19 protein-coding genes are annotated in these 17,566 nt (G+C 61.2%); 10 read left to right on the plus strand and 9 right to left on the minus strand.

Features of this window, described 5'->3' with window-relative positions; translation table 11 throughout:
* Positions 1 to 34: 34 nt before the first annotated feature.
* The 6 genes from WAO69_RS18195 to WAO69_RS18220 all read right to left on the minus strand — a co-directional run bounded on the left by WAO69_RS18195 (position 35) and on the right by WAO69_RS18220 (position 7,265).
* Positions 35 to 817: a carnitinyl-CoA dehydratase gene (locus WAO69_RS18195; protein ID WP_422181786.1), complete on the minus strand. Its 783-nt coding sequence runs from the start codon at positions 815 to 817 to the stop codon at positions 35 to 37.
* Between the two features lie 25 nt (positions 818 to 842).
* Positions 843 to 2,873 carry an acetate--CoA ligase family protein gene (locus WAO69_RS18200; protein WP_422181788.1) on the minus strand — a complete coding sequence of 677 codons (2,031 nt, stop codon included), beginning with the start codon at positions 2,871 to 2,873 and terminating at the stop codon, positions 843 to 845.
* Between the two features lie 107 nt (positions 2,874 to 2,980).
* On the minus strand, positions 2,981 to 4,141 hold the full coding sequence (locus WAO69_RS18205; protein ID WP_422181790.1) for an acyl-CoA dehydrogenase family protein: 1,161 nt from the start codon (positions 4,139 to 4,141) through the stop codon (positions 2,981 to 2,983).
* 10 nt (positions 4,142 to 4,151) lie between these two features.
* On the minus strand, positions 4,152 to 5,531 hold the full coding sequence (locus WAO69_RS18210) for a sulfatase-like hydrolase/transferase (protein ID WP_422181792.1): 1,380 nt from the start codon (positions 5,529 to 5,531) through the stop codon (positions 4,152 to 4,154).
* Positions 5,528 to 6,538: a sterol desaturase family protein gene (locus WAO69_RS18215; protein WP_422181794.1), complete on the minus strand. Its 1,011-nt coding sequence runs from the start codon at positions 6,536 to 6,538 to the stop codon at positions 5,528 to 5,530. Before WAO69_RS18215 ends, WAO69_RS18210 begins: the two co-directional genes overlap by 4 nt.
* Positions 6,510 to 7,265, minus strand: a complete 756-nt coding sequence (locus tag WAO69_RS18220) for a class II aldolase and adducin N-terminal domain-containing protein (RefSeq protein WP_422181796.1) — start codon at positions 7,263 to 7,265, stop codon at positions 6,510 to 6,512. The genes WAO69_RS18215 and WAO69_RS18220 overlap by 29 nt, the downstream gene beginning before the upstream one ends.
* A gap of 103 nt (positions 7,266 to 7,368) precedes the next feature.
* On the opposite strand from WAO69_RS18220, the gene WAO69_RS18225 reads away from it, so the two are divergent.
* A complete protein-coding gene (locus tag WAO69_RS18225) occupies positions 7,369 to 8,268 on the plus strand; it encodes a LysR family transcriptional regulator (RefSeq protein ID WP_422181798.1) in 900 nt (299 codons plus the stop codon).
* Here the strand turns inward: WAO69_RS18225 and WAO69_RS18230 are convergent.
* Positions 8,235 to 8,657 carry a VOC family protein gene (locus WAO69_RS18230; protein ID WP_422181800.1) on the minus strand — a complete coding sequence of 141 codons (423 nt, stop codon included), beginning with the start codon at positions 8,655 to 8,657 and terminating at the stop codon, positions 8,235 to 8,237. The genes WAO69_RS18225 and WAO69_RS18230 overlap by 34 nt on opposite strands.
* Positions 8,658 to 8,738: 81 nt before the next feature.
* Between WAO69_RS18230 and ade the strand changes: the two genes are divergently transcribed.
* The 7 genes from ade (at position 8,739) to WAO69_RS18265 (ending at position 15,395) form a co-directional block, all read left to right on the plus strand.
* On the plus strand, positions 8,739 to 10,541 hold the full coding sequence (ade, locus tag WAO69_RS18235; RefSeq protein WP_422181802.1) for an adenine deaminase: 1,803 nt from the start codon (positions 8,739 to 8,741) through the stop codon (positions 10,539 to 10,541).
* The gene (locus WAO69_RS18240) at positions 10,538 to 12,001 is read left to right on the plus strand and encodes an AMP nucleosidase (protein WP_422181804.1); all 1,464 of its coding nucleotides are present in this window, start codon (positions 10,538 to 10,540) and stop codon (positions 11,999 to 12,001) included. The genes ade and WAO69_RS18240 overlap by 4 nt, the downstream gene beginning before the upstream one ends.
* 129 nt (positions 12,002 to 12,130) lie before the next feature.
* Positions 12,131 to 12,418 (plus strand): HU family DNA-binding protein, encoded by a 288-nt coding sequence (locus WAO69_RS18245; RefSeq protein ID WP_422181806.1) that lies wholly within the window; start codon positions 12,131 to 12,133, stop codon positions 12,416 to 12,418.
* A 167-nt stretch (positions 12,419 to 12,585) separates the two neighbouring features.
* Positions 12,586 to 13,461: a DMT family transporter gene (locus WAO69_RS18250; RefSeq protein ID WP_422181808.1), complete on the plus strand. Its 876-nt coding sequence runs from the start codon at positions 12,586 to 12,588 to the stop codon at positions 13,459 to 13,461.
* Positions 13,462 to 13,528: 67 nt separating this feature from the next.
* The gene (locus tag WAO69_RS18255; protein WP_422181810.1) at positions 13,529 to 13,933 is read left to right on the plus strand and encodes a thioredoxin family protein; all 405 of its coding nucleotides are present in this window, start codon (positions 13,529 to 13,531) and stop codon (positions 13,931 to 13,933) included.
* 7 nt (positions 13,934 to 13,940) lie between these two features.
* The gene (locus tag WAO69_RS18260) at positions 13,941 to 14,933 is read left to right on the plus strand and encodes a GlxA family transcriptional regulator (protein WP_422181812.1); all 993 of its coding nucleotides are present in this window, start codon (positions 13,941 to 13,943) and stop codon (positions 14,931 to 14,933) included.
* 138 nt (positions 14,934 to 15,071) lie between these two features.
* A complete protein-coding gene (locus WAO69_RS18265) occupies positions 15,072 to 15,395 on the plus strand; it encodes a hypothetical protein (RefSeq protein WP_422181814.1) in 324 nt (107 codons plus the stop codon).
* Positions 15,396 to 15,459: 64 nt separating this feature from the next.
* Here the strand turns inward: WAO69_RS18265 and WAO69_RS18270 are convergent, their stop codons facing one another.
* Together WAO69_RS18270 and WAO69_RS18275 are read right to left on the minus strand one after the other, a co-directional pair.
* Positions 15,460 to 15,834 carry a glycine zipper family protein gene (locus tag WAO69_RS18270; RefSeq protein WP_422181816.1) on the minus strand — a complete coding sequence of 125 codons (375 nt, stop codon included), beginning with the start codon at positions 15,832 to 15,834 and terminating at the stop codon, positions 15,460 to 15,462.
* Positions 15,835 to 15,891: 57 nt separating this feature from the next.
* A complete protein-coding gene (locus tag WAO69_RS18275) occupies positions 15,892 to 16,413 on the minus strand; it encodes a glutathione peroxidase (RefSeq protein WP_422181818.1) in 522 nt (173 codons plus the stop codon).
* Positions 16,414 to 16,557: 144 nt separating this feature from the next.
* Here WAO69_RS18275 and msrB point away from each other — a divergent pair, with 144 nt between their 5' ends.
* Both msrB and msrA read left to right on the plus strand, forming a co-directional pair.
* Positions 16,558 to 17,007, plus strand: coding sequence for a peptide-methionine (R)-S-oxide reductase MsrB (gene msrB, locus WAO69_RS18280; protein ID WP_422181820.1), 450 nt, complete (start codon positions 16,558 to 16,560; stop codon positions 17,005 to 17,007).
* A complete protein-coding gene (gene msrA / locus WAO69_RS18285) occupies positions 17,004 to 17,513 on the plus strand; it encodes a peptide-methionine (S)-S-oxide reductase MsrA (RefSeq protein WP_422181822.1) in 510 nt (169 codons plus the stop codon). Before msrB ends, msrA begins: the two co-directional genes overlap by 4 nt.
* The last annotated feature ends 53 nt before the right edge of the window (positions 17,514 to 17,566 follow it).

The following is a 17,566-nucleotide window of genomic DNA, read 5'->3' on the forward strand; positions in this document are numbered from 1 at the left end:
CTGCGCGGAATGAAAACAGGCGGCAGAGCTGGTATCAGCGGCCTTTCCAGACAGGATCGCGTTTTTCAGCGAAAGCCCGGGCACCTTCCAGCTGATCATCACTGGAATAAAGCACATCCACGCTGCGCAATTGCCGCTTGGTGATCCGGTTCATCGCATCCTGGAACTTGGCGTCTTCGGCGTCGCGCACGATCTCCTTGATCGCGGCATAGACCAGGGGCGGCCCGCTTGCCAACAGCCGCGCCAGTTCCCAGGCGCGCTCCATCAGCCGGTCCGCCGGCAGGATTTCGTTCACCAGCCCCCAGCGATGGGCTTCGTCGGCGTCAAACCAGCGGCCCGTCAGCAACAGCTCCATCGCGATATGATAGGGGATGCGCTTGGGCAGTTTCACACTCGCCGCGTCCGCCACGGTGCCCGACCGGATCTCGGGCAGGGCAAAGCTCGCGTGATCGGCCGCAAGGATCATGTCCGCCGACAGGGCCAGCTCAAGCCCGCCGCCGCAGGCGATCCCGTTCACGGCAGCGATCACCGGCTTGTTGAGATCGCGCAGCTCCTGCAAGCCGCCAAAGCCGCCCACACCGTAATCGCCGTCGACCGCATCGCCATCGGCTGCCGCCTTGAGATCCCAGCCGGGGCAAAAGAACTTGTCGCCGCCCCCGGTAATGATCGCCACGCGCAGGTCGGGATCATCGCGAAACCCGGCAAAGACCTCGCCCATCCTGCGAGAGGTCACAAGATCAATCGCATTGGCCTTGGGTCGATCCAGCGTGACCTCAAGAATGGCACCCTCGCGCCGTGACTTTATCGGGTCGCTCATCTCACCCTCCCTGCACAAGACTCCATCAGATTCCCTTTCGTATCAATGCATCCGCAGCCACTGCACGTTCTGGCGTGGCGATCAGCGGGTTGATCTCAACTTCTTCCAACGTGTCGGCATGGTCCATCACATATTTCTGCACCGCCATGATCGCATCCAGAACAGCCTCGATATTGACGGCAGGTTTGCCCCGATACCCGGCGAGGATCGGAGCGATCCTCAGCCCATGCAGCACATCCCTGATCCGCGCCCGGCTGCTGGGCACCAGAAGCGAACCGGTGTCTCGGAGAATCTCGGTCAGCACACCGCCCGCGCCGATGGTCAGAACGAACCCATGCGCCGGATCACGGGTCACCCCGATCAGCAGTTCGACAACACCGCCGGTTATCATCTCTTCAATCAGAACCGAAGACGTGGGCATGGCACTGACCGCGTCTTTCAACGCCGCCTGCGAGATACCCAAACGCACCGCGCCCGCTTCGGATTTATGCGCCAGCCCCATGCCCTTGACCGCAAAGGGTGCGCTCAGATCGCTGGCGTCCCACGCACCGTCGCGCGTGACCTCCAGCGCCAGGGGCACAGGCACACCATATGCCGCAAGCGCCTGTTTGGCCTGGCGTTCATCCAGCAAGACCGCGTCCCCGGGCCCCAGGCTCGCCGGCAGCGGCATCTCGGGTTCCAGGTCGGGAACCTGCGCCGCGATCTCGGCTGCCACGATCATCTCGCGCAATCCGCAGATCGGCACCACGCCCCCGTCCAACAGCCGCATGGCCACGTCTTCCGGCAGCAGCTCGGGCAAACTGGCAACCACGGCAAAGGGACGGCCCGTCTTTGCCCGCACGGCCAATGCCGCCTGCGTTGCACATTCCCAATCCGAGGCATCCGTGCGCGGATAATCCACGATCGAGAAGGTCAAACCGATATGGTCCGCCGCCATCGGAGCCCAGGCCGCAGCCATCGCCACCGGATCCCGCCAGACATAGGTATGATAATCCAACGGGTTGGCCAGTGCCACCATCGGCCCCAAGGCTGCGCGCAGATCGCGTTTCTGATCCGGCGTCAGTGCAGGAAACTCCAGGTCGAACCCCGAGGCCATATCCGCCGCAAGGCTCGCCTCGCCGCCTGAACAGCTGATGCTACTGATCCGATTCGAGGCAAGCCGGCCGCAGACATGCAACAGCTTGAGCGTCTCAAGAAAGCTGGGCAGGTCCCCGACCTGTGCAATCCCCAGCCGCTCCAGCAAGGCTCCGGAGCCCGCCGCACTGCCCGCCAGAGACGCGGTATGTGACACCGTAGCCTGCTGCGCCTGTTCGGACAGGCCCACTTTCAGCGCGACCACCGGAACGCCGCGCGCCTGCGCCTTGCGCGCAAAGCGATCCCATGCGGCGATATCGCCAAAGCCTTCGATGTGCAGTCCGATCACGCTGACACGGTCATCATCCAGCAAAGTCGAGGCGATCTGGGCCTGCGATGTCTGCGCCTGATTTCCACAGGCCACCATATAGCCGATGGGCAGCGCGCGCGCCTGCTGTGTCAGGTTGATGGCAATGTTCGAGCTTTGCGTCAGGATCGCCACGCCCCGATCAACGCGCACCATTCCATGCTGGTCGGGCCAGATCGCCGCCCCATCAAGGGCGTTGACGAACCCGTAACAGTTGGGCCCGAGGATCGGCATATCTCCGGCGGCGGCCACCAGGCGCGCCTGCAGGTCCGCGCCGATGTCGTCCTCGGCCAGCGCTTCGGAAAACCCCGAGGCAAAGCAGGTCGCGCCACCCGCTCCAAGCGCCGCCAGTTCCGCGACGATATCGATGGTCGCATGACGGTTCACCGCAATGAAGGCCGCATCAATCGGCCCCTCGATCTCGGCCAGGCTGCGCACGGAACGCGCGCCCTCCAGAACCTTGCCGCCGGGATGAACCAAGGTGATTTCACCGGCAAACCCGACACGCTGCGCCGCCCCAAGAATGGATGCACCCCAGGCACCCCCCCCGACAATCGCCAGCGTCTTCGGTGCCAGCAAACGCCCCAACGAGCGCATCAGAACAGCCCCCAGCATGGATCAAGCATCAAACGACCTAGCATCTTCGGGTTTTCAAACATTCCAGTGGAGTTACCGGGCCGCCGCGCAACGGATCGCAACGCGACCGCCCGCTCAGGCCGTCATCATGCACCAAGCGCCCGCAGCAACTCGCGCGAGATGATGTGGCGCTGGATTTCGCTGGTACCGTCCCAGATCCGCTCGACCCGCGCATCGCGCCAGAACCTCTCAAGCGGATAGTCATCCATCAGCCCCATACCGCCATGGATCTGGATCGCCGCATCCGTCACGCGCGCCAGCATCTCGCTTGCATAAAGCTTGGCCGAAGCGATCTCGCGGTTGGCAGGAAGACCCTGATCCAGCCGATCCGCCGCAGCCAGCGTCAGCAGATCAGCGGCGTCTATCTCGGTGATCATGTCCGCGATCTGGAAGGACACCCCCTGGAACTTGCCGATCTTCTGGCCGAACTGTTCGCGCTCGGCGGCGTAGTTCAACGCATAATCAAAGACCCGGCGCGCGCGCCCCACGCTCATGGTGGCGACCGTGATCCGGGTGGCATAAAGCCAGGTGTTCATCACCTCGAAGCCACCATCGACCTCGCCCAGAACCTGCGCATCCGGCAGGCGGCAATCGTCAAACTCAAGGATCATGTTCTTGTAGCCACGATGCGAGACACTTTTGTATCCATACCGGATCGTGAACCCCGGATGCCCGCGATCCACCAGAAAACAGGTGATCCGCTTTTTCGGCCCCTTGGGCGTCTGGTCTTCGCCGGTCGCCACGAAGACGATCAGGAAATCCGCGTGATCCGCCCCCGAGATGAAATGTTTGGTGCCATTGACGACCCAATCTCCGCCATCGCGCACAGCGGCGCATTTCATGCCCCGCACGTCCGAACCGGCCCCGGGTTCCGTCATGGCCAGCGCATCCATACGCTCACCGCGCACCGCGGGCATGAGATAGCGGTCGATCTGTTCGCCCTCACAGGCCATCAGGATGTTCTGCGGGCGCCCGAAGAAATGGTTCAGCGCCATCGAACCCCGCCCCAGTTCGCGCTCGACCAGCGCGAATTCCAGATGGTTCAGCCCGGCTCCGCCAACGCTTTCGGGAAAGTTGCAGGCATAAAATCCCAATTCAAGCGTCTTGCGCTTGATCTCATCGGCGATCTCCTGGGGGACTTCGCCGGTGCGTTCGACCAGTTCTTCATGGGGATAGATCTCGTTTTCCACGAAGGACCGCACTGTGGCCGCGATCATTTCCTGTTCGTCATTCAATCCGTATTGCATCGCCTGCTCCTTACCGGCTGTCAGCCGGGGTATAGTTCCATTGTTCCATCGCCAGCAACGCCTCGCGTCCACCCAGTTCGATCACACGCCGGGCCTGATCGGCATGGGCGCGGATATTGACCGCCTCGGGGTCCAGCATCGCCAACAGGATCCGCATCCCCTCGGCCATGATATCCGGCCGTGCGCCGCTCAGATCGTCGGTCTCGCCCGGATCAGCCTGCATATGGAAAAGCTGCGCGGGATGGCCTTCGGCAAAATGGACCAACTTCCACACGCCCCATCGCAACATGGTCATACCCACCGGGCAGCCTCCGTCGTGATATTCGCTGATCACGGCGCGCCCGGGGTCGGGGTCGCGCAGATCGCGGCCCGAACCGCCACCCCCGGACACTCCCATCACCCCGCAGACCGTTGCCGCCAGATCGATAAGGCTGACAGGCGCGTCCCAGTCGCCCGGTGCGATGCCCGGCCCTGCCATCAAAAGCGGCACCCGCGCCGAGCTGTCATACATGGTGGATTTCACCCAAAACCCTTTCTCGCCCATCATGTCACCATGATCCGAAGTGAAAAGGATTGTGGTGTCCTCCTCCAGCCCGGCCGCGGCAAGCGCATCCAGAACCTTGCCCACCTGGGCATCCACGAAACTGCACAAGCCTCGATAGCCCGCATGGGCAATGCCGCGCGTTTTGGGTGTGAAGAACCTGTCGTGATCCCAGAACTCCCACATCTCGCGCAGGATCGGATGGTCAGGCACCGGCTGCGCCTCGGCCTCGAACTCTGCCGGGTCGTATCGCGCATAGTCGGCGGCGGGAGCGATCAGCGGGTAGTGCGGCGACAGGAAGGACACGAAGGCGCACCAGGGTTCCGTCTTGCGTGCCGGCTGCGACAGCCAAGCGCAGGCGGCCTCGGCCACACGCCGGTCAAAGGCGTGGTAGTCGGTATCGCCGGGCCCGATATCCTCGGCCAGTTCGCGGGTGGCCCCGTAGTCGCACAGCGGCTTGCGCAGCAACCCCCGCACCCACCCGACACCCCCAACGATGTGGATCGGTTCGATCTGTTCGGCGAACCCGGCATCGTCCTCGGTCGAGCGATAGTGCAGTTTCCCGATCGAGACACAGTCGTGCCCCGCATCCCGCACCGCATGGGCCCAGCCCCGCACCGACCCGTCATAGGGTTCGGCGGAGGACCAGTTGCCGATCTCGTTCAGATAGCGCCCCGTCGCGATCGCCGCCCGCGTCGGCACACAGATCGGCGACGGCGTATAGGCTTGCGAGAACCGCATCGACCGCGCCGCCAGACGGTCGATATTGGGCGTATGGATGCCGGGCGTGACATGGCCCAGCGCCCACCACGCCATCTCGTCCACCATCACCAAAAGGACATTGCTCATCCGAACATCTTCTTTTTTCTGTCCCGCGTCTCGGCCGTCGCCTCGGCGCTGCCATCATGGAAGGTGCCGAACCAGCGATCCCAGGGCATTTCCTGATTGCCATAATTGCATTCGTAATATCGGTGATGCAGCTGGTGATAGAACGTCCCCAATGCCACGCGCCGCTTGTCCTTGATCAACAGGTCCTCATAGCCGGTATGGGTCATCGCCGCACCGGGACCGTTATAGACCATCGCAAACACCAGGTGGATCGGATGCAGCGGCACGACAAAATGGATCAGCAGGGTCGAATGATACAAAAGCTGTTCCACCGGATGCATCGACATGCCCGACCACGGCCCGACATTGACGTTGCGGTGATGCAGGACGTGGACGTGGTTATAAAGCGCAGGCACATGCAAGAACCGATGCACCCAATAGAAATGAAACGCGGACCAGATCGGCAGCAGGATCATCGCCAGACAAAACCAGACCGGATTTTCGGCAAATGTGATCACCGGAGCCCAGCCATTCGCCAACGCCCACAGGATCAACACCTGATAGGCCGTCAGAAATCCGACCCCCGGGCCCAGCGTCCAGAACATGTTGTCATGCACCTGGTCCGAAAAGGTCCACAGCCGGTTGCCCTTGGCCGGGCCCCGTTTGTCGAATTTCAGCCGCAGCCCCTGGGCCTTGCGCATGTAAAAGAACCAATGCAGCCCCCCCGCCACGGCAAAAGTCACGCCGAATGTGACCAACCAAACCTGGGCAATCCAGCCAAAGGACAGGGATTGCGCGGCCTCCAAAGGCGGATAGACCAGAAGCCACAGTCCGATCGAGGCAATCACCATGATCACGCGTTCGGACAGCGTCAGCCAATTCTGCGCCAGCCAGCGCGCCAGAAACGCGGGCGATGGCGGCCATTGAAAGATCGATGCATTCTTCAACGGCAGATCAGGATGATAGTTCCATTCGGCCGAGCTGTGCTCGGGGCCGATCTCACGCGGCATAATCCGAGCCTTCAGCATCCAGAATCGCCTTCAGCTCATCCAGATGGCGCGCATCCTGTTCGGGATAGCCTTCAAGCTCGCGCGCGGTTTTTTCGGCCACGGCGTCGGACAACATCCGCAGCGGTTGCCCTGTCTGCAGCGCCCGGATGTAGGTTTCACAGGCACGTTCGAAATAATAAAGCCGGTTGAACGTATCGGCGACCGTATCTCCGATCACCATCACGCCGTGATTGCCCATCACCATGACCTTTTTCTTCGGGTCATCGAACAGCTTGGCGCACCGCTCGCCCTCTTCCTCGAACGCAAGGCCGCCATAGGCCTCGTCCACCACGATCCGGTTGTAGAACGTGGCCGAGTTCTGATCGATCGGCGGCAAACGGCTGTCCGCCAGACTTGCCAGCACGGTGGCAAAGATCGAATGCACATGCATCGCACAGCGCGCATGGGGGCAATGCCGGTGCAATCCGCCATGCAGGCCCCAGGCTGTCGGGTCAGGGGCATCGGGACCTTCCAGCGTGTCGGGGTCATTGGCATCAACGATCAGAAGATCGCTTGCCTTGATCCGGCTGAAATGCCTCTGGTTCGGGTTCATCAGGAACTTGGTGCCGTCCTCGTTGATGGACAGGCTGAAATGATTGGCCACGGCCTCATGCATGTTCAGCCGGGCAGTCCAGCGGAACGCAGCCGCAAGATCCACACGTTCCTGCCAGTGATCCATGTTGGGGCGCAATTCCGTGACAGGCATATCATTCTCCCGATTTTTGCCCGAAGGTGACTCTGTCGCCCCGACTTGACCAACGAAAAATTCATGCTCTAATCATAAGTGAAACTTATGGTTGGGTTATGTGATGAACAGGGAGCTTCCCCCGCTTGGCTGGTTGCGCACCTTCGAAGCCGCTGCGCGCCACCTGAGCTTTACGGGTGCTGCGCGCGATCTGAACATGACGCAAAGTGCTGTCAGCCAGCAGATCAAGGCGCTGGAAGGGCACCTGGGCCGCACCCTGTTTCATCGCCGCCCCCGCGCGCTGGAACTCACACAGGCAGGCCGGACCTATTTGCCCATAGTCAGAGACGCATTTTCCACCCTCAGGCAGGGCACCCGCACCGTCGTGGGCGAGACGGAACGCACGCTCAACATCCATGCCAATCTCACCTTCGCGGTCCGCTGGCTGGCCCCGCGCCTGCCCCGGTTTCGCGCCCTTCATCCCGATCTCAGACTGAACTTCATGGCCGAGATCTGGGAGCCGGACAGCGCGTCAGACAATATCGACATCGAAATCCGTTTCGCCCTGCGCAAACCCCAGGGCATCAAGGCCGAACTTCTGCGCCGTGACGCGGTCTATCCCGTCTGCGCACCGGGCCATGGGGTGACGTTGGATACGCTCTCGGCCCAGCCCTTGTATGACTGCGCCAATCTCACGTCCTCATGGCGCTACTGGGCGGAAAAACAGGATCTAACATGGGAGAATGTGACAGTGACCTATGCCTCGACCTATTCGTTCTGCCTCTCTGTGGTGATGGCGGGCGGGGGGTTGATGCTTGGCCATGACATGATCTGCTCGGGCCTGCTGAACGCGGGCCAACTGCATCGTCCCTTCGATCTGAGCGCCGAAATGGAAGAGGCCTATTACCTCATCCTGTCCCCCCAGGCCGATGAAATCCCCGGAGCCCTTGAGTTCGCCCAATGGCTGCGCGCCGAAATGGCTGCAGACACTCAATCCTTGGGGCGCGACGGTACCCAGACATAGCCGTTTTCGCACAGGATATAGGCCTCGCGCAGACCATGCGGTTTGTCTGTCGGCGCCTGCAACACCGTGCCCCCCGCCGCCTCGGCCCTTGCGGCGGCAACATCGGGATCGCTGTCATAGAGCCTGATCTCCAAACCTGCTCCGCGCGGTGGGTGTTCGGGCACAAGGCTCAACAGCGGGTTCGAGTGATAGGTGCCGTCGCTGTGCAACTGGAACACCTGATCCCCATAGGTCACGATGGCAAAATCCTGCGTCACCTGATGGGCCTGCAGGCCAAAAACAGTCTCTAAGAAGGCACATTGCGCCTTCACGTTCCGCACCAGCAGGTTCAGACCGATCCCCCGCAGGGACCGGCCAAAGCTGTCGGCATCTACAGAATCATACTCCATGTCCCTACCCTGTCGCGCGGATCGACCTGAGGCAACTGCAATGGGTCTTGCACCCAGGCGCAATCTCGGGACACTTCTGTCATGGTACACGCTCTGTTTCCTTCATGGCCCGATGTTGCGGCCAACCTCATCAACGTCGCCGCCGGGCGCAGCCCCGCGGATCTGGTCTTTCGCGGCGGCATCTGGGTGAACGTGCATTCCCGCGAATGCCTGCCCGATCATGATATTGTCGTTGCAAGCGGGCGTATTGCCTGCATCGTGCCCGATGCGCGCCATTGCATCGGGCCAGAAACACAGGTGGTCGAGGCGCAGGGGCTTTATATGGTCCCGGGCCTGTGCGACGGGCATATGCATATCGAATCCGGCATGCTGACCCCGGCGGAATTCGCCCGCGCCGTGATCCCGCATGGCACCACCACCATGTTCACCGACCCCCATGAGATCGCCAATGTGCTGGGTCTGCAAGGCGTGCGGATGATGCATGACGAGGCCTTGCTGCAACCGATCAACATCTTCACCCAAATGCCGTCCTGTGCCCCCTCTGCCCCCGGATTAGAGACGACAGGCTATGAAATCACCGCCGATGACGTCGCCGAGGCAATGACCTGGCCCGGGATCATCGGCCTGGGTGAAATGATGAACTTTCCCGGCGTTGCCCATGCCGATCCGCAAATGCTGGCCGAGATCGCCGCAACCCAGCGCGCCGGAAAAACAGTGGGCGGTCACTACGCTTCCCCTGATTTAGGGCCTGATTTCGCAGCCTATGTGGCCGGAGGTCCGGCCGACGATCACGAAGGCACCTGCGAAACCGACGCCATCGCCCGCGTGCGCCAGGGCATGCGCGCGATGATGCGGCTGGGCAGTGCCTGGTATGATGTGCAAAGGCAGATCACCGCGATCACCCAAAAGGGGCTTGATCCGCGCAGTTTCATCCTGTGCACCGACGACTGCCATTCCGGCACGCTGGTCAACGAAGGCCACATGAACCGCGTGGTGCGCCACGCCATCGCCTGCGGCTGCGATCCGCTGATCGCGTTGCAGATGGCCACCATCAACACCGCAACCCATTTCGGCCTGGAACGCGAGCTGGGCTCACTCACACCCGGACGGCGCGCGGATCTGATCCTGACCCCGGATCTGACAACCCTGCCGATCCAGCAGGTCTGGGCCCGGGGCAAGCTGGTGGCCCGGAACGGCCTCTGCCTTGCCGAGTGTCCCCACTACGACTGGCCCGACACCGCACGCCGCACCGTGCGCGTGAAACAGAGCCTGACACAGGCGGATTTCGCGATTGCCGCGCCCACCGGGGCCAATGCCGTGCGCGCCAATGTGATCGGTGTCGTGGAAAACCAGGCCCCCACCAAGGCGTTGCAACGCGATCTGATCGTGCAGGATGGGCTGGTCGAAAGCCAGGGCGACACCTGCCAGATCGCACTGGTCGAACGCCACCGCGCCACGGGCGGGGTGACCAACGCATTCGTCTCGGGCTTTGGCTATGAGGGGCGCATGGCCATGGCCTCGACCGTAGCACATGACAGCCACCACATGATTGTTGTCGGCACCGACCGCGAACAGATGGCGCTTGCCGCCAATCGGCTGGCCGAACTGGGCGGCGGCATCACCCTTTACCGGGACGGAACCGAACTGGCTCTTGTCGAGCTGCCCATCGCCGGCCTGATGTCCGACAGCCCGGCCCGGGACGTCGCCGCCAAGGCCGAACAGATGGTGCAGGCGATGATCGATTGCGGCTGCACGCTCAACAACGCCTATATGCAACACTCATTGCTGGCCCTCGTCGTCATCCCCGAGCTGCGCATCTCGGACAAGGGCCTGATCGACGTGCGCCGATTCAAGGAAATCCCCGTGTTCGAGCCGCTTTCATGACCAGTTTTCACACCCCGGACACCCCCGGCCCCGAAGAATTCGACACAGCCGAAGCCGCCGTCGCCCGCCTGCAAGAGCTCTACGCAACGGCCACCGAATTCCTCTGCAGCCGCTTTGTCGACGTGCTGCAAACCGGAGCACCACCCCACCGCATCCGCGCCTTTTATCCCGAGATCCGGCTGACCACCTCGTCCTTTGCGCAGATCGACACGCGCCTCAGCTTTGGCCATGTCGCCGAACCGGGCACCTATACGGCCACGATCACCCGGCCCGATCTGTTTCGCAATTACCTGCTGCAACAGATCGCCCTGCTGATCCGCAACCACGCCCGCCCGGTGACGATCGGCCCCTCGAACACGCCGATCCCGTTGCATTTCGCCGTGGCCAATGATGCCTCCATCAGTGTTCCACAGGAAGGTGCCACGGATTTCATCCTGCGCGATGTGTTCGATGTACCGGATCTGACCACCACCAACGACGATATCGTCAACGGCACATACAAACCCGCCGATGGCACCGGCCCACTGGCCCCGTTTACCGCCCAGCGCATCGATTACTCGCTCGCGCGACTCAGCCATTACACCGCGACCGACCCGAAACACTTCCAGAACCACGTCCTGTTCACCAACTACCAGTTCTATGTCGAGGAATTCGAAACCTATGCCCGCGCCCAACTTGCCAACCCCGACAGCGGCTATGACGCCTTTGTCAGCACCGGCAACGCGCGTATCACGGATCCCCAGGCAGCGATCGCCGCGCCGCTGAAACTGCCGCAGATGCCGTCCTATCACCTGACGCGTCCGGATGGGAACGGGATCACGCTGGTCAATATCGGCGTCGGCCCCTCCAACGCCAAGACCGCCACCGATCATATCGCCGTTCTGCGCCCGCATGCATGGCTGATGGTTGGCCACTGCGCCGGCCTGCGCAATTCGCAGGCCCTGGGCGATTTCGTTCTGGCCCATGCCTACCTGCGCGAAGATCACGTTCTGGACGACGACCTTCCGGTCTGGACACCCATCCCTGCGCTTGCCGAAATCCAGATCGCGCTGGAAGACGCCGTGGCCGATGTCACCCAACTCAAGGGCTATGACCTCAAACGGCTGATGCGCACCGGTACGGTCGCAACCATCGACAATCGCAACTGGGAACTGCGCGACCAATCCGGCCCGGTCCAGCGCCTCAACCAGTCCCGCGCAATCGCACTCGACATGGAAAGCGCGACAATCGCCGCGAATGGCTATCGCTTCCGCGTTCCCTACGGCACCTTGCTCTGCGTGTCCGACAAACCGCTGCATGGCGAACTCAAGCTTCCGGGCATGGCATCGGACTTCTACAAGACACAGGTCGCGCGCCATTTGATGATTGGAATCCGTGCCATGGAGGCCCTGCGCGGCATGCCGCTCGAGCGTCTTCACAGCCGAAAACTGCGGTCTTTTGACGAAACTGCCTTCCTTTGACGGCAGGAAAAGCGCAGCATTTGGCGTTTTTCCCTTGCAAAACACCACTATTCGTTGTGTTGATCCACCATATAACGTTATGATCACGTTACGAGGCCCCATATCCGGGCAGACGAAGGAGACCAGAAAATGGCAAAACCGATGACAAAAACCCAACTCGTCGCCGCACTGGCCGAAGAAATGGGCACAGACAAGAAAACTGCCGGCGCAGCGCTTGACGCGATGACCGGCATCATCACCAAGGAAGTGTCCGGCGGCGGTGCCGTGACCCTGCCCGGCGTCGGCAAGATCTATTGCCGCGAACGCCCCGAGCGCATGGTGCGCAACCCTGCCACCGGCGAGCAATTCAAAAAAGAAGCCGACAAGGTGGTCAAGATGACCATTGCCAAAGCGCTGAAAGACAGCGTGAACGGCTAAGCCTGACCACTCACGGTCCATCGAAAGGGTCGCCTGATACCTGGCGGCCCTTTTTTCTTGCCCGGCGTCTTTCTGGTCACAAATACCCCGGCACCCCATCAACCCATAGCCCTTGAACTTGTTGATGAATTCCTCAAGTGTCCGGAATGTCAGGCCAGGAGGGGTTCATGGACATACGCGCCATCGGCATGGGGCTTGCATTCGCCCTGATGTGGTCTTCGGCCTTTACCTCGGCCCGGATCATCGTGGCGGATGCCTCGCCCCTCTTTGCACTCGCATTGCGCTTTCTGATTTCGGGCCTGCTGGGCGTCGCCATTGCTGCAATCATGGGGCAATCCTGGCGGCTGACGCGCATGCAGTGGTACGCCACGATCCTCTTCGGCATCTGTCAGAACGCGCTCTATCTGGGGCTGAACTTTGTGGCGATGCAAACCGTCGAAGCGGGGCTTGCAGCGATCATCGCTTCGACCATGCCGCTTCTGGTGGCGCTGGCCAGCTGGCTGATCTTCAAGGAACGGCTGGGTGCCTTGGGAATTGCCGGTCTCTTCGCCGGCCTTGCCGGTGTCGCCCTGATCATGGGCGCGCGGATCAATGCCGGGGTCGATCTCTTTGGCGTCATGCTCTGTGGCATCGGTGTCACAGCGCTTGCATTCGCCACGCTGGCGTTGCGCGGGGCAACCACGGGCGGCAATTTCCTGATGGTGGTCGGCCTGCAGATGCTGGTCGGCAGCGCGATCCTTGCCGTCGCCGCCATCAGTTTCGAAACGCCCTATATCAATCCCAGCTGGCCGCTGTTCTGGGCCTTTGCCTATACCACGCTGGTCCCCGGCCTTGCCGCAACGCTGGTCTGGTTCCTGCTGGTCAACCGCATCGGGGCGATCCGGGCCGCCACGTTCCACTTTCTCAACCCGTTTTTCGGCGTCGCCATCGCCGCAGTGCTGCTGGGTGAGGCGTTGGGACCGCGCGACATTCTGGGGGTGACGATCATCACAGCCGGGATCCTTGCGGTGCAATTGGCGCGTCAGAACAACAAACCGGCATGAATGACAATTCGACTGGACCTCGGCGCGCACACATCTGATAAAAAGACGCAGCGAACGGAGATCTTTCATGCAACGCCGAGACTTTCTCACACTGGGCGCAACCGCGCTGATCCTGCCCACCGAGGCACAGGCCAGCTATGAGGCCACGACCTATATCTGGGGCATGGGCGCAGACCTGCGCGCCTCGGGTGAAACGGTGATCTTCAACTTCCGCTCCAGCTGGTCCCTGACCTGCCAGATCAAGGAAGACATGCTTGCCGAGCTGAAAGCCGAGAATCCGCAGTATCGCCGCCTGACATTCATCGACGTCGACTACGACACCTATGGCCCCTCGCAATGGGTGGAACAGATGAAGGTGCGGCGCCGCTCGACCCTTGTCGTCGTCAAGAACGGTGAGGAAGTCGCCCGGATCGAGAACGAGCCCTACAAAGAGCGGCTTCAAAGCCTTCTCGATGCCGCTCTCGCGGCCTGAGACGGCCATGTCGGGCGATCTGCCCAAACGCTATGTTTTTCTGCTTTTGCCCGGCTACTCCCTGATCGGCTTTTCCTGTGCGCTCGAAGCCCTGTCGCTGGCCAACCGTCATCCACCGCGTGACAACTATTACAGTTGGCGCATCCTGTCCGAAGACGGCCAACCGGTGCCGGCCTATAACGGGATCGCCGTTGCCGCGGACAGCGGCCTTACCGACCTTGAGCGTGACGAGACCCTGATCGTCTGCGCCGGCGAGAAAGTCGGGGCTGCAAGCACGAAACGCGTGCTCAACTGGCTCAGGCGCGAAACCAAGAAAGGCGGGGATTTTGGCGCATTGTCCAGCGGCAGCTATACGCTGGCGCTTGCCGGACTGATCCCGGGCAAACGCGTGACCACCCATTGGGAGTATCGCAACGCACTCAGGGAGCTCGCCCCGGATGTGATTGTCGAAGACAGTATCTTCACCGTGGATGGACGCGTCTTTACCACGGCCGGGGGTGCGGCCTCGATGGATCTGATGCTGTTTCGCCTGCATGCCGATTACGGGCCGGTTCTGGCAAACTGGGTCGCCGACCAGATGGTCTATACCGATCCGCGCGCACAAACCCATGCCCAGCGCCGGTCACAGGCCGGCACGGGGGTGCGGCACGGAAAACTGGCGCTGATCCTGCAGATCATGGAAAACAACATCGAAGACCCCCTGACCCCGGACGAAATCGCCGATCTTGTCAGCCTGTCCAACCGCCAGATCGAAAGGCTGTTCGGCACGCATCTGAACTGCTCGCCCAAGAAATACTATCTGCAGATGCGTCTGGACAAGGCGCGCGACCTGTTGCGCCAGACCGGCCTGTCCGTCACCGAGATCTGCGTGGCCTGCGGCTTTCGCAGCATTTCGCATTTTTCCAAATGCTATCGCCGCGCCTTTGGCATCTCGCCCAGCCGCGAGGGCGAACGGCGTCAGGTTGCCTGGACCGAGATAAAGGCCTCGGGGCGTGGCTGACCGATCGCTATAATTATCCATTAATTCCAGTCTATTGCAGTTGAAACCACGCGATTTCGTCACATTCCTTGCCAGATCTTGCACTGATTTCCGGATGATCTGTCTCCTGTACCGCCCATGTCAAAACAGGAGAATACGATGTTTCTGAAAGCCGCCACTGTCGCTCTTGCCCTTGCCACAACATCCACTGCCGCCAATGCCAGCATGGCCGAGTCATTTCTGAACCTGTTCGACAATCGAAATGACATCTCATCCGTATTCGGCCCGGCCACGGCCAAGAAAAACCCGATCGGCACCTATCGACCGCCAGCCTCGTTCCAGGGGCAATGGTTCACCGCGCCGAACGGCTGTTCCTATTCGCGCGCCCAGGCTCCGGGCTATCCGCCCAGCTGGCATCTGATCCTGAACCCGCATCACATTGCACAACCCACCGCACATCGCGGCTGCGCTGCAATGCTGTGATCGGGCACCTGTGATCGGCAAGACGGCAGTCCGTCGAACCGGGCTGCCGTCTTGTCACCCTGCCTCAGCCGACGACGTTGTAACCCCGGCCGCGCATGCAGTTCTTGATGATGGCTTCGCGATCGGCGTTTTTCTGCACCAGATCGGCTGTCAGCCCGGCAACCGCACCCACGCCCGCCGCGCGACCCAGATTGTCGCTGTTGTCATTGAAGATGACCGAACCCACACCTGCAGCGGCGGCACCGGTGCCGACCGACGCGGCGGTGCTGCCATCCAGCGTGGGCTGCGATGCGGCAAGTTGGCGGCACTGTGCCAGATCGGTGCTGTAATTCGGCCCGACGGGGCCATCGATCACAGGCTGATAATTCGCACCCGAGTTTGCACAGGCCGCAAGGGCAAAGACAACGGGCAGAAAGCCAAGTTTCAAAGGCCGGAACATGTTAAATCCTTTCTAACATCTCGGCGTGCGAAACAGCTTTCGACGGCGACGCACGCGTCAGTTCAGTAGTTTCTCGATCTCGCTGGTGATCGCGGCGGACTCGGGCTTGACGACAGAGCCCCAGGACTTCACCACCTCGCCATCTGCGTTCAGCAAGATCTTGTTAAAGTTCCACTTGGGCTCGAACCCCGTCGCGGACCGAACCGAGCGATAGAACGGATGCGCCTTCGCACCCTTAACATGGGTTATGTCGGTCATCGGTATGTCGAGGTTGAAGTTTATCTCGCAGAACTCTTTTACCTCCTCGGCAGAGGCAAGCTCCTGATTGAAATCATCAGAGGGCACAGCCAGCACGACCAGACCAGCCGCGCGATAGCGATCATACAGCGCCTGAAGCCCGTCATACTGATTGGTAAACCCGCATTGCGAGGCGGTGTTGACCACCAGCACCGGCTGGCCGCGCCATTCCTCGATACTCAGCGTGCCGCCATCAATCGACGGGAAGGTCCCGGTCAGCCCCTTTGCCAGACCTGCCTGAGCCATCAGCACCAGAAAAACCGTTGTCAGAATGCGCAACATCATCACCCTCCATGTGTTATAGATATGTACGCATGGCCCGCTCTTCCAGATCATCTCACCTGTGCGAGAGATCCCCAACTCAGCACTTCCCTTTCAGCCACAAAACGCCATCTTATCACCCAAGAGACAAGTCCGAGGTACGCCATGACGAAATACACCAAGAACCCCGACGTGATCGCAACTCTGTCGGCCGAAGAATTCTATGTCACGCAGCAAAGCGGGACAGAGCGCCCGGGCACCGGCAAGCTTCTGAAGAACAAGGAACCCGGCATCTATGTCGATATCGTCTCGGGTGAGCCTCTCTTTGCGTCGGCCGACAAATACGAATCCGGCTGTGGCTGGCCCAGCTTTACCAAGCCGATCGAACCCGCCAACGTGCAAGAGCTTTCGGACCATTCCCTTGGCATGATCCGCACCGAGGTCCGCTCTACCCATGGTGACAGTCACCTTGGCCATGTGTTTCCGGATGGCCCGCGTGACCGGGGCGGTCTGCGCTATTGCATCAACTCTGCCTCTCTGCGGTTTGTCCATCGCGACGACATGGACGCCGAAGGGTATGGCGACTACCTGAACCAAGTGGAGGATATCACATGAGCCTTGAACGCGCTGTACTGGCCGGTGGCTGTTTCTGGGGTATGGAGGAACTGATCCGTAAATTGCCCGGCGTCCACGCCACCCGGGTCGGATATACCGGCGGAGACGTGCCCAACGCGACCTATCGCAATCACGGCACCCATGCCGAAGGGATCGAGATCATGTTTGATCCCGAGGTGATAAGCTATCGCCGTCTGCTCGAGTTCTTCTTTCAGATCCACGACCCCACCACGCTGAACCGGCAGGGCAATGATCGCGGCCTCAGCTATCGCTCGGCAATCTACTATGTGGACGAGGCGCAGAAAGACTGCGCCATCGACACGATTGCCGATGTGAATGCCTCAGGCATCTGGCCCGGCAAAGTGGTGACCGAGCTTGAGCCGGTTGGTGACTTCTGGGAAGCCGAACCCGAACATCAGGATTATCTCCAGCGCATCCCGCATGGCTATACCTGCCACTTCATCCGCCCCGACTGGGTTCTGCCCAAACGCGACGCGGCCGAGTGAACCTCTGGCCCCTCTCTGTATGACAAGAGGGGGGCCAACAGTGTCTAATGCGG

This window comes from Aestuariivita sp. (genome assembly GCF_049276915.1).
Classification (GTDB): Bacteria; Pseudomonadota; Alphaproteobacteria; order Rhodobacterales; family Rhodobacteraceae; genus Aestuariivita.

Excerpts from the sequence above, each read along its gene's own strand:
- WAO69_RS18195 (WP_422181786.1), bottom strand. The coding sequence starts at position 817 with ATGAGCGACCCGATAAAGTCACGGCGCGAGGGTGCCATTCTTGAGGTC.
- WAO69_RS18200 (WP_422181788.1), bottom strand. The coding sequence starts at position 2,873 with ATGCTGGGGGCTGTTCTGATGCGCTCGTTGGGGCGTTTGCTGGCACCG.
- WAO69_RS18205 (WP_422181790.1), bottom strand. The coding sequence starts at position 4,141 with ATGCAATACGGATTGAATGACGAACAGGAAATGATCGCGGCCACAGTG.
- WAO69_RS18210 (WP_422181792.1), bottom strand. The coding sequence starts at position 5,531 with ATGAGCAATGTCCTTTTGGTGATGGTGGACGAGATGGCGTGGTGGGCG.
- WAO69_RS18215 (WP_422181794.1), bottom strand. The coding sequence starts at position 6,538 with ATGCTGAAGGCTCGGATTATGCCGCGTGAGATCGGCCCCGAGCACAGC.
- WAO69_RS18220 (WP_422181796.1), bottom strand. The coding sequence starts at position 7,265 with ATGCCTGTCACGGAATTGCGCCCCAACATGGATCACTGGCAGGAACGT.
- WAO69_RS18225 (WP_422181798.1), top strand. The coding sequence starts at position 7,369 with ATGAACAGGGAGCTTCCCCCGCTTGGCTGGTTGCGCACCTTCGAAGCC.
- WAO69_RS18230 (WP_422181800.1), bottom strand. The coding sequence starts at position 8,657 with ATGGAGTATGATTCTGTAGATGCCGACAGCTTTGGCCGGTCCCTGCGG.
- ade (WP_422181802.1), top strand. The coding sequence starts at position 8,739 with ATGGTACACGCTCTGTTTCCTTCATGGCCCGATGTTGCGGCCAACCTC.
- WAO69_RS18240 (WP_422181804.1), top strand. The coding sequence starts at position 10,538 with ATGACCAGTTTTCACACCCCGGACACCCCCGGCCCCGAAGAATTCGAC.
- WAO69_RS18245 (WP_422181806.1), top strand. The coding sequence starts at position 12,131 with ATGGCAAAACCGATGACAAAAACCCAACTCGTCGCCGCACTGGCCGAA.
- WAO69_RS18250 (WP_422181808.1), top strand. The coding sequence starts at position 12,586 with ATGGACATACGCGCCATCGGCATGGGGCTTGCATTCGCCCTGATGTGG.
- WAO69_RS18255 (WP_422181810.1), top strand. The coding sequence starts at position 13,529 with ATGCAACGCCGAGACTTTCTCACACTGGGCGCAACCGCGCTGATCCTG.
- WAO69_RS18260 (WP_422181812.1), top strand. The coding sequence starts at position 13,941 with ATGTCGGGCGATCTGCCCAAACGCTATGTTTTTCTGCTTTTGCCCGGC.
- WAO69_RS18265 (WP_422181814.1), top strand. The coding sequence starts at position 15,072 with ATGTTTCTGAAAGCCGCCACTGTCGCTCTTGCCCTTGCCACAACATCC.
- WAO69_RS18270 (WP_422181816.1), bottom strand. The coding sequence starts at position 15,834 with ATGTTCCGGCCTTTGAAACTTGGCTTTCTGCCCGTTGTCTTTGCCCTT.
- WAO69_RS18275 (WP_422181818.1), bottom strand. The coding sequence starts at position 16,413 with ATGTTGCGCATTCTGACAACGGTTTTTCTGGTGCTGATGGCTCAGGCA.
- msrB (WP_422181820.1), top strand. The coding sequence starts at position 16,558 with ATGACGAAATACACCAAGAACCCCGACGTGATCGCAACTCTGTCGGCC.
- msrA (WP_422181822.1), top strand. The coding sequence starts at position 17,004 with ATGAGCCTTGAACGCGCTGTACTGGCCGGTGGCTGTTTCTGGGGTATG.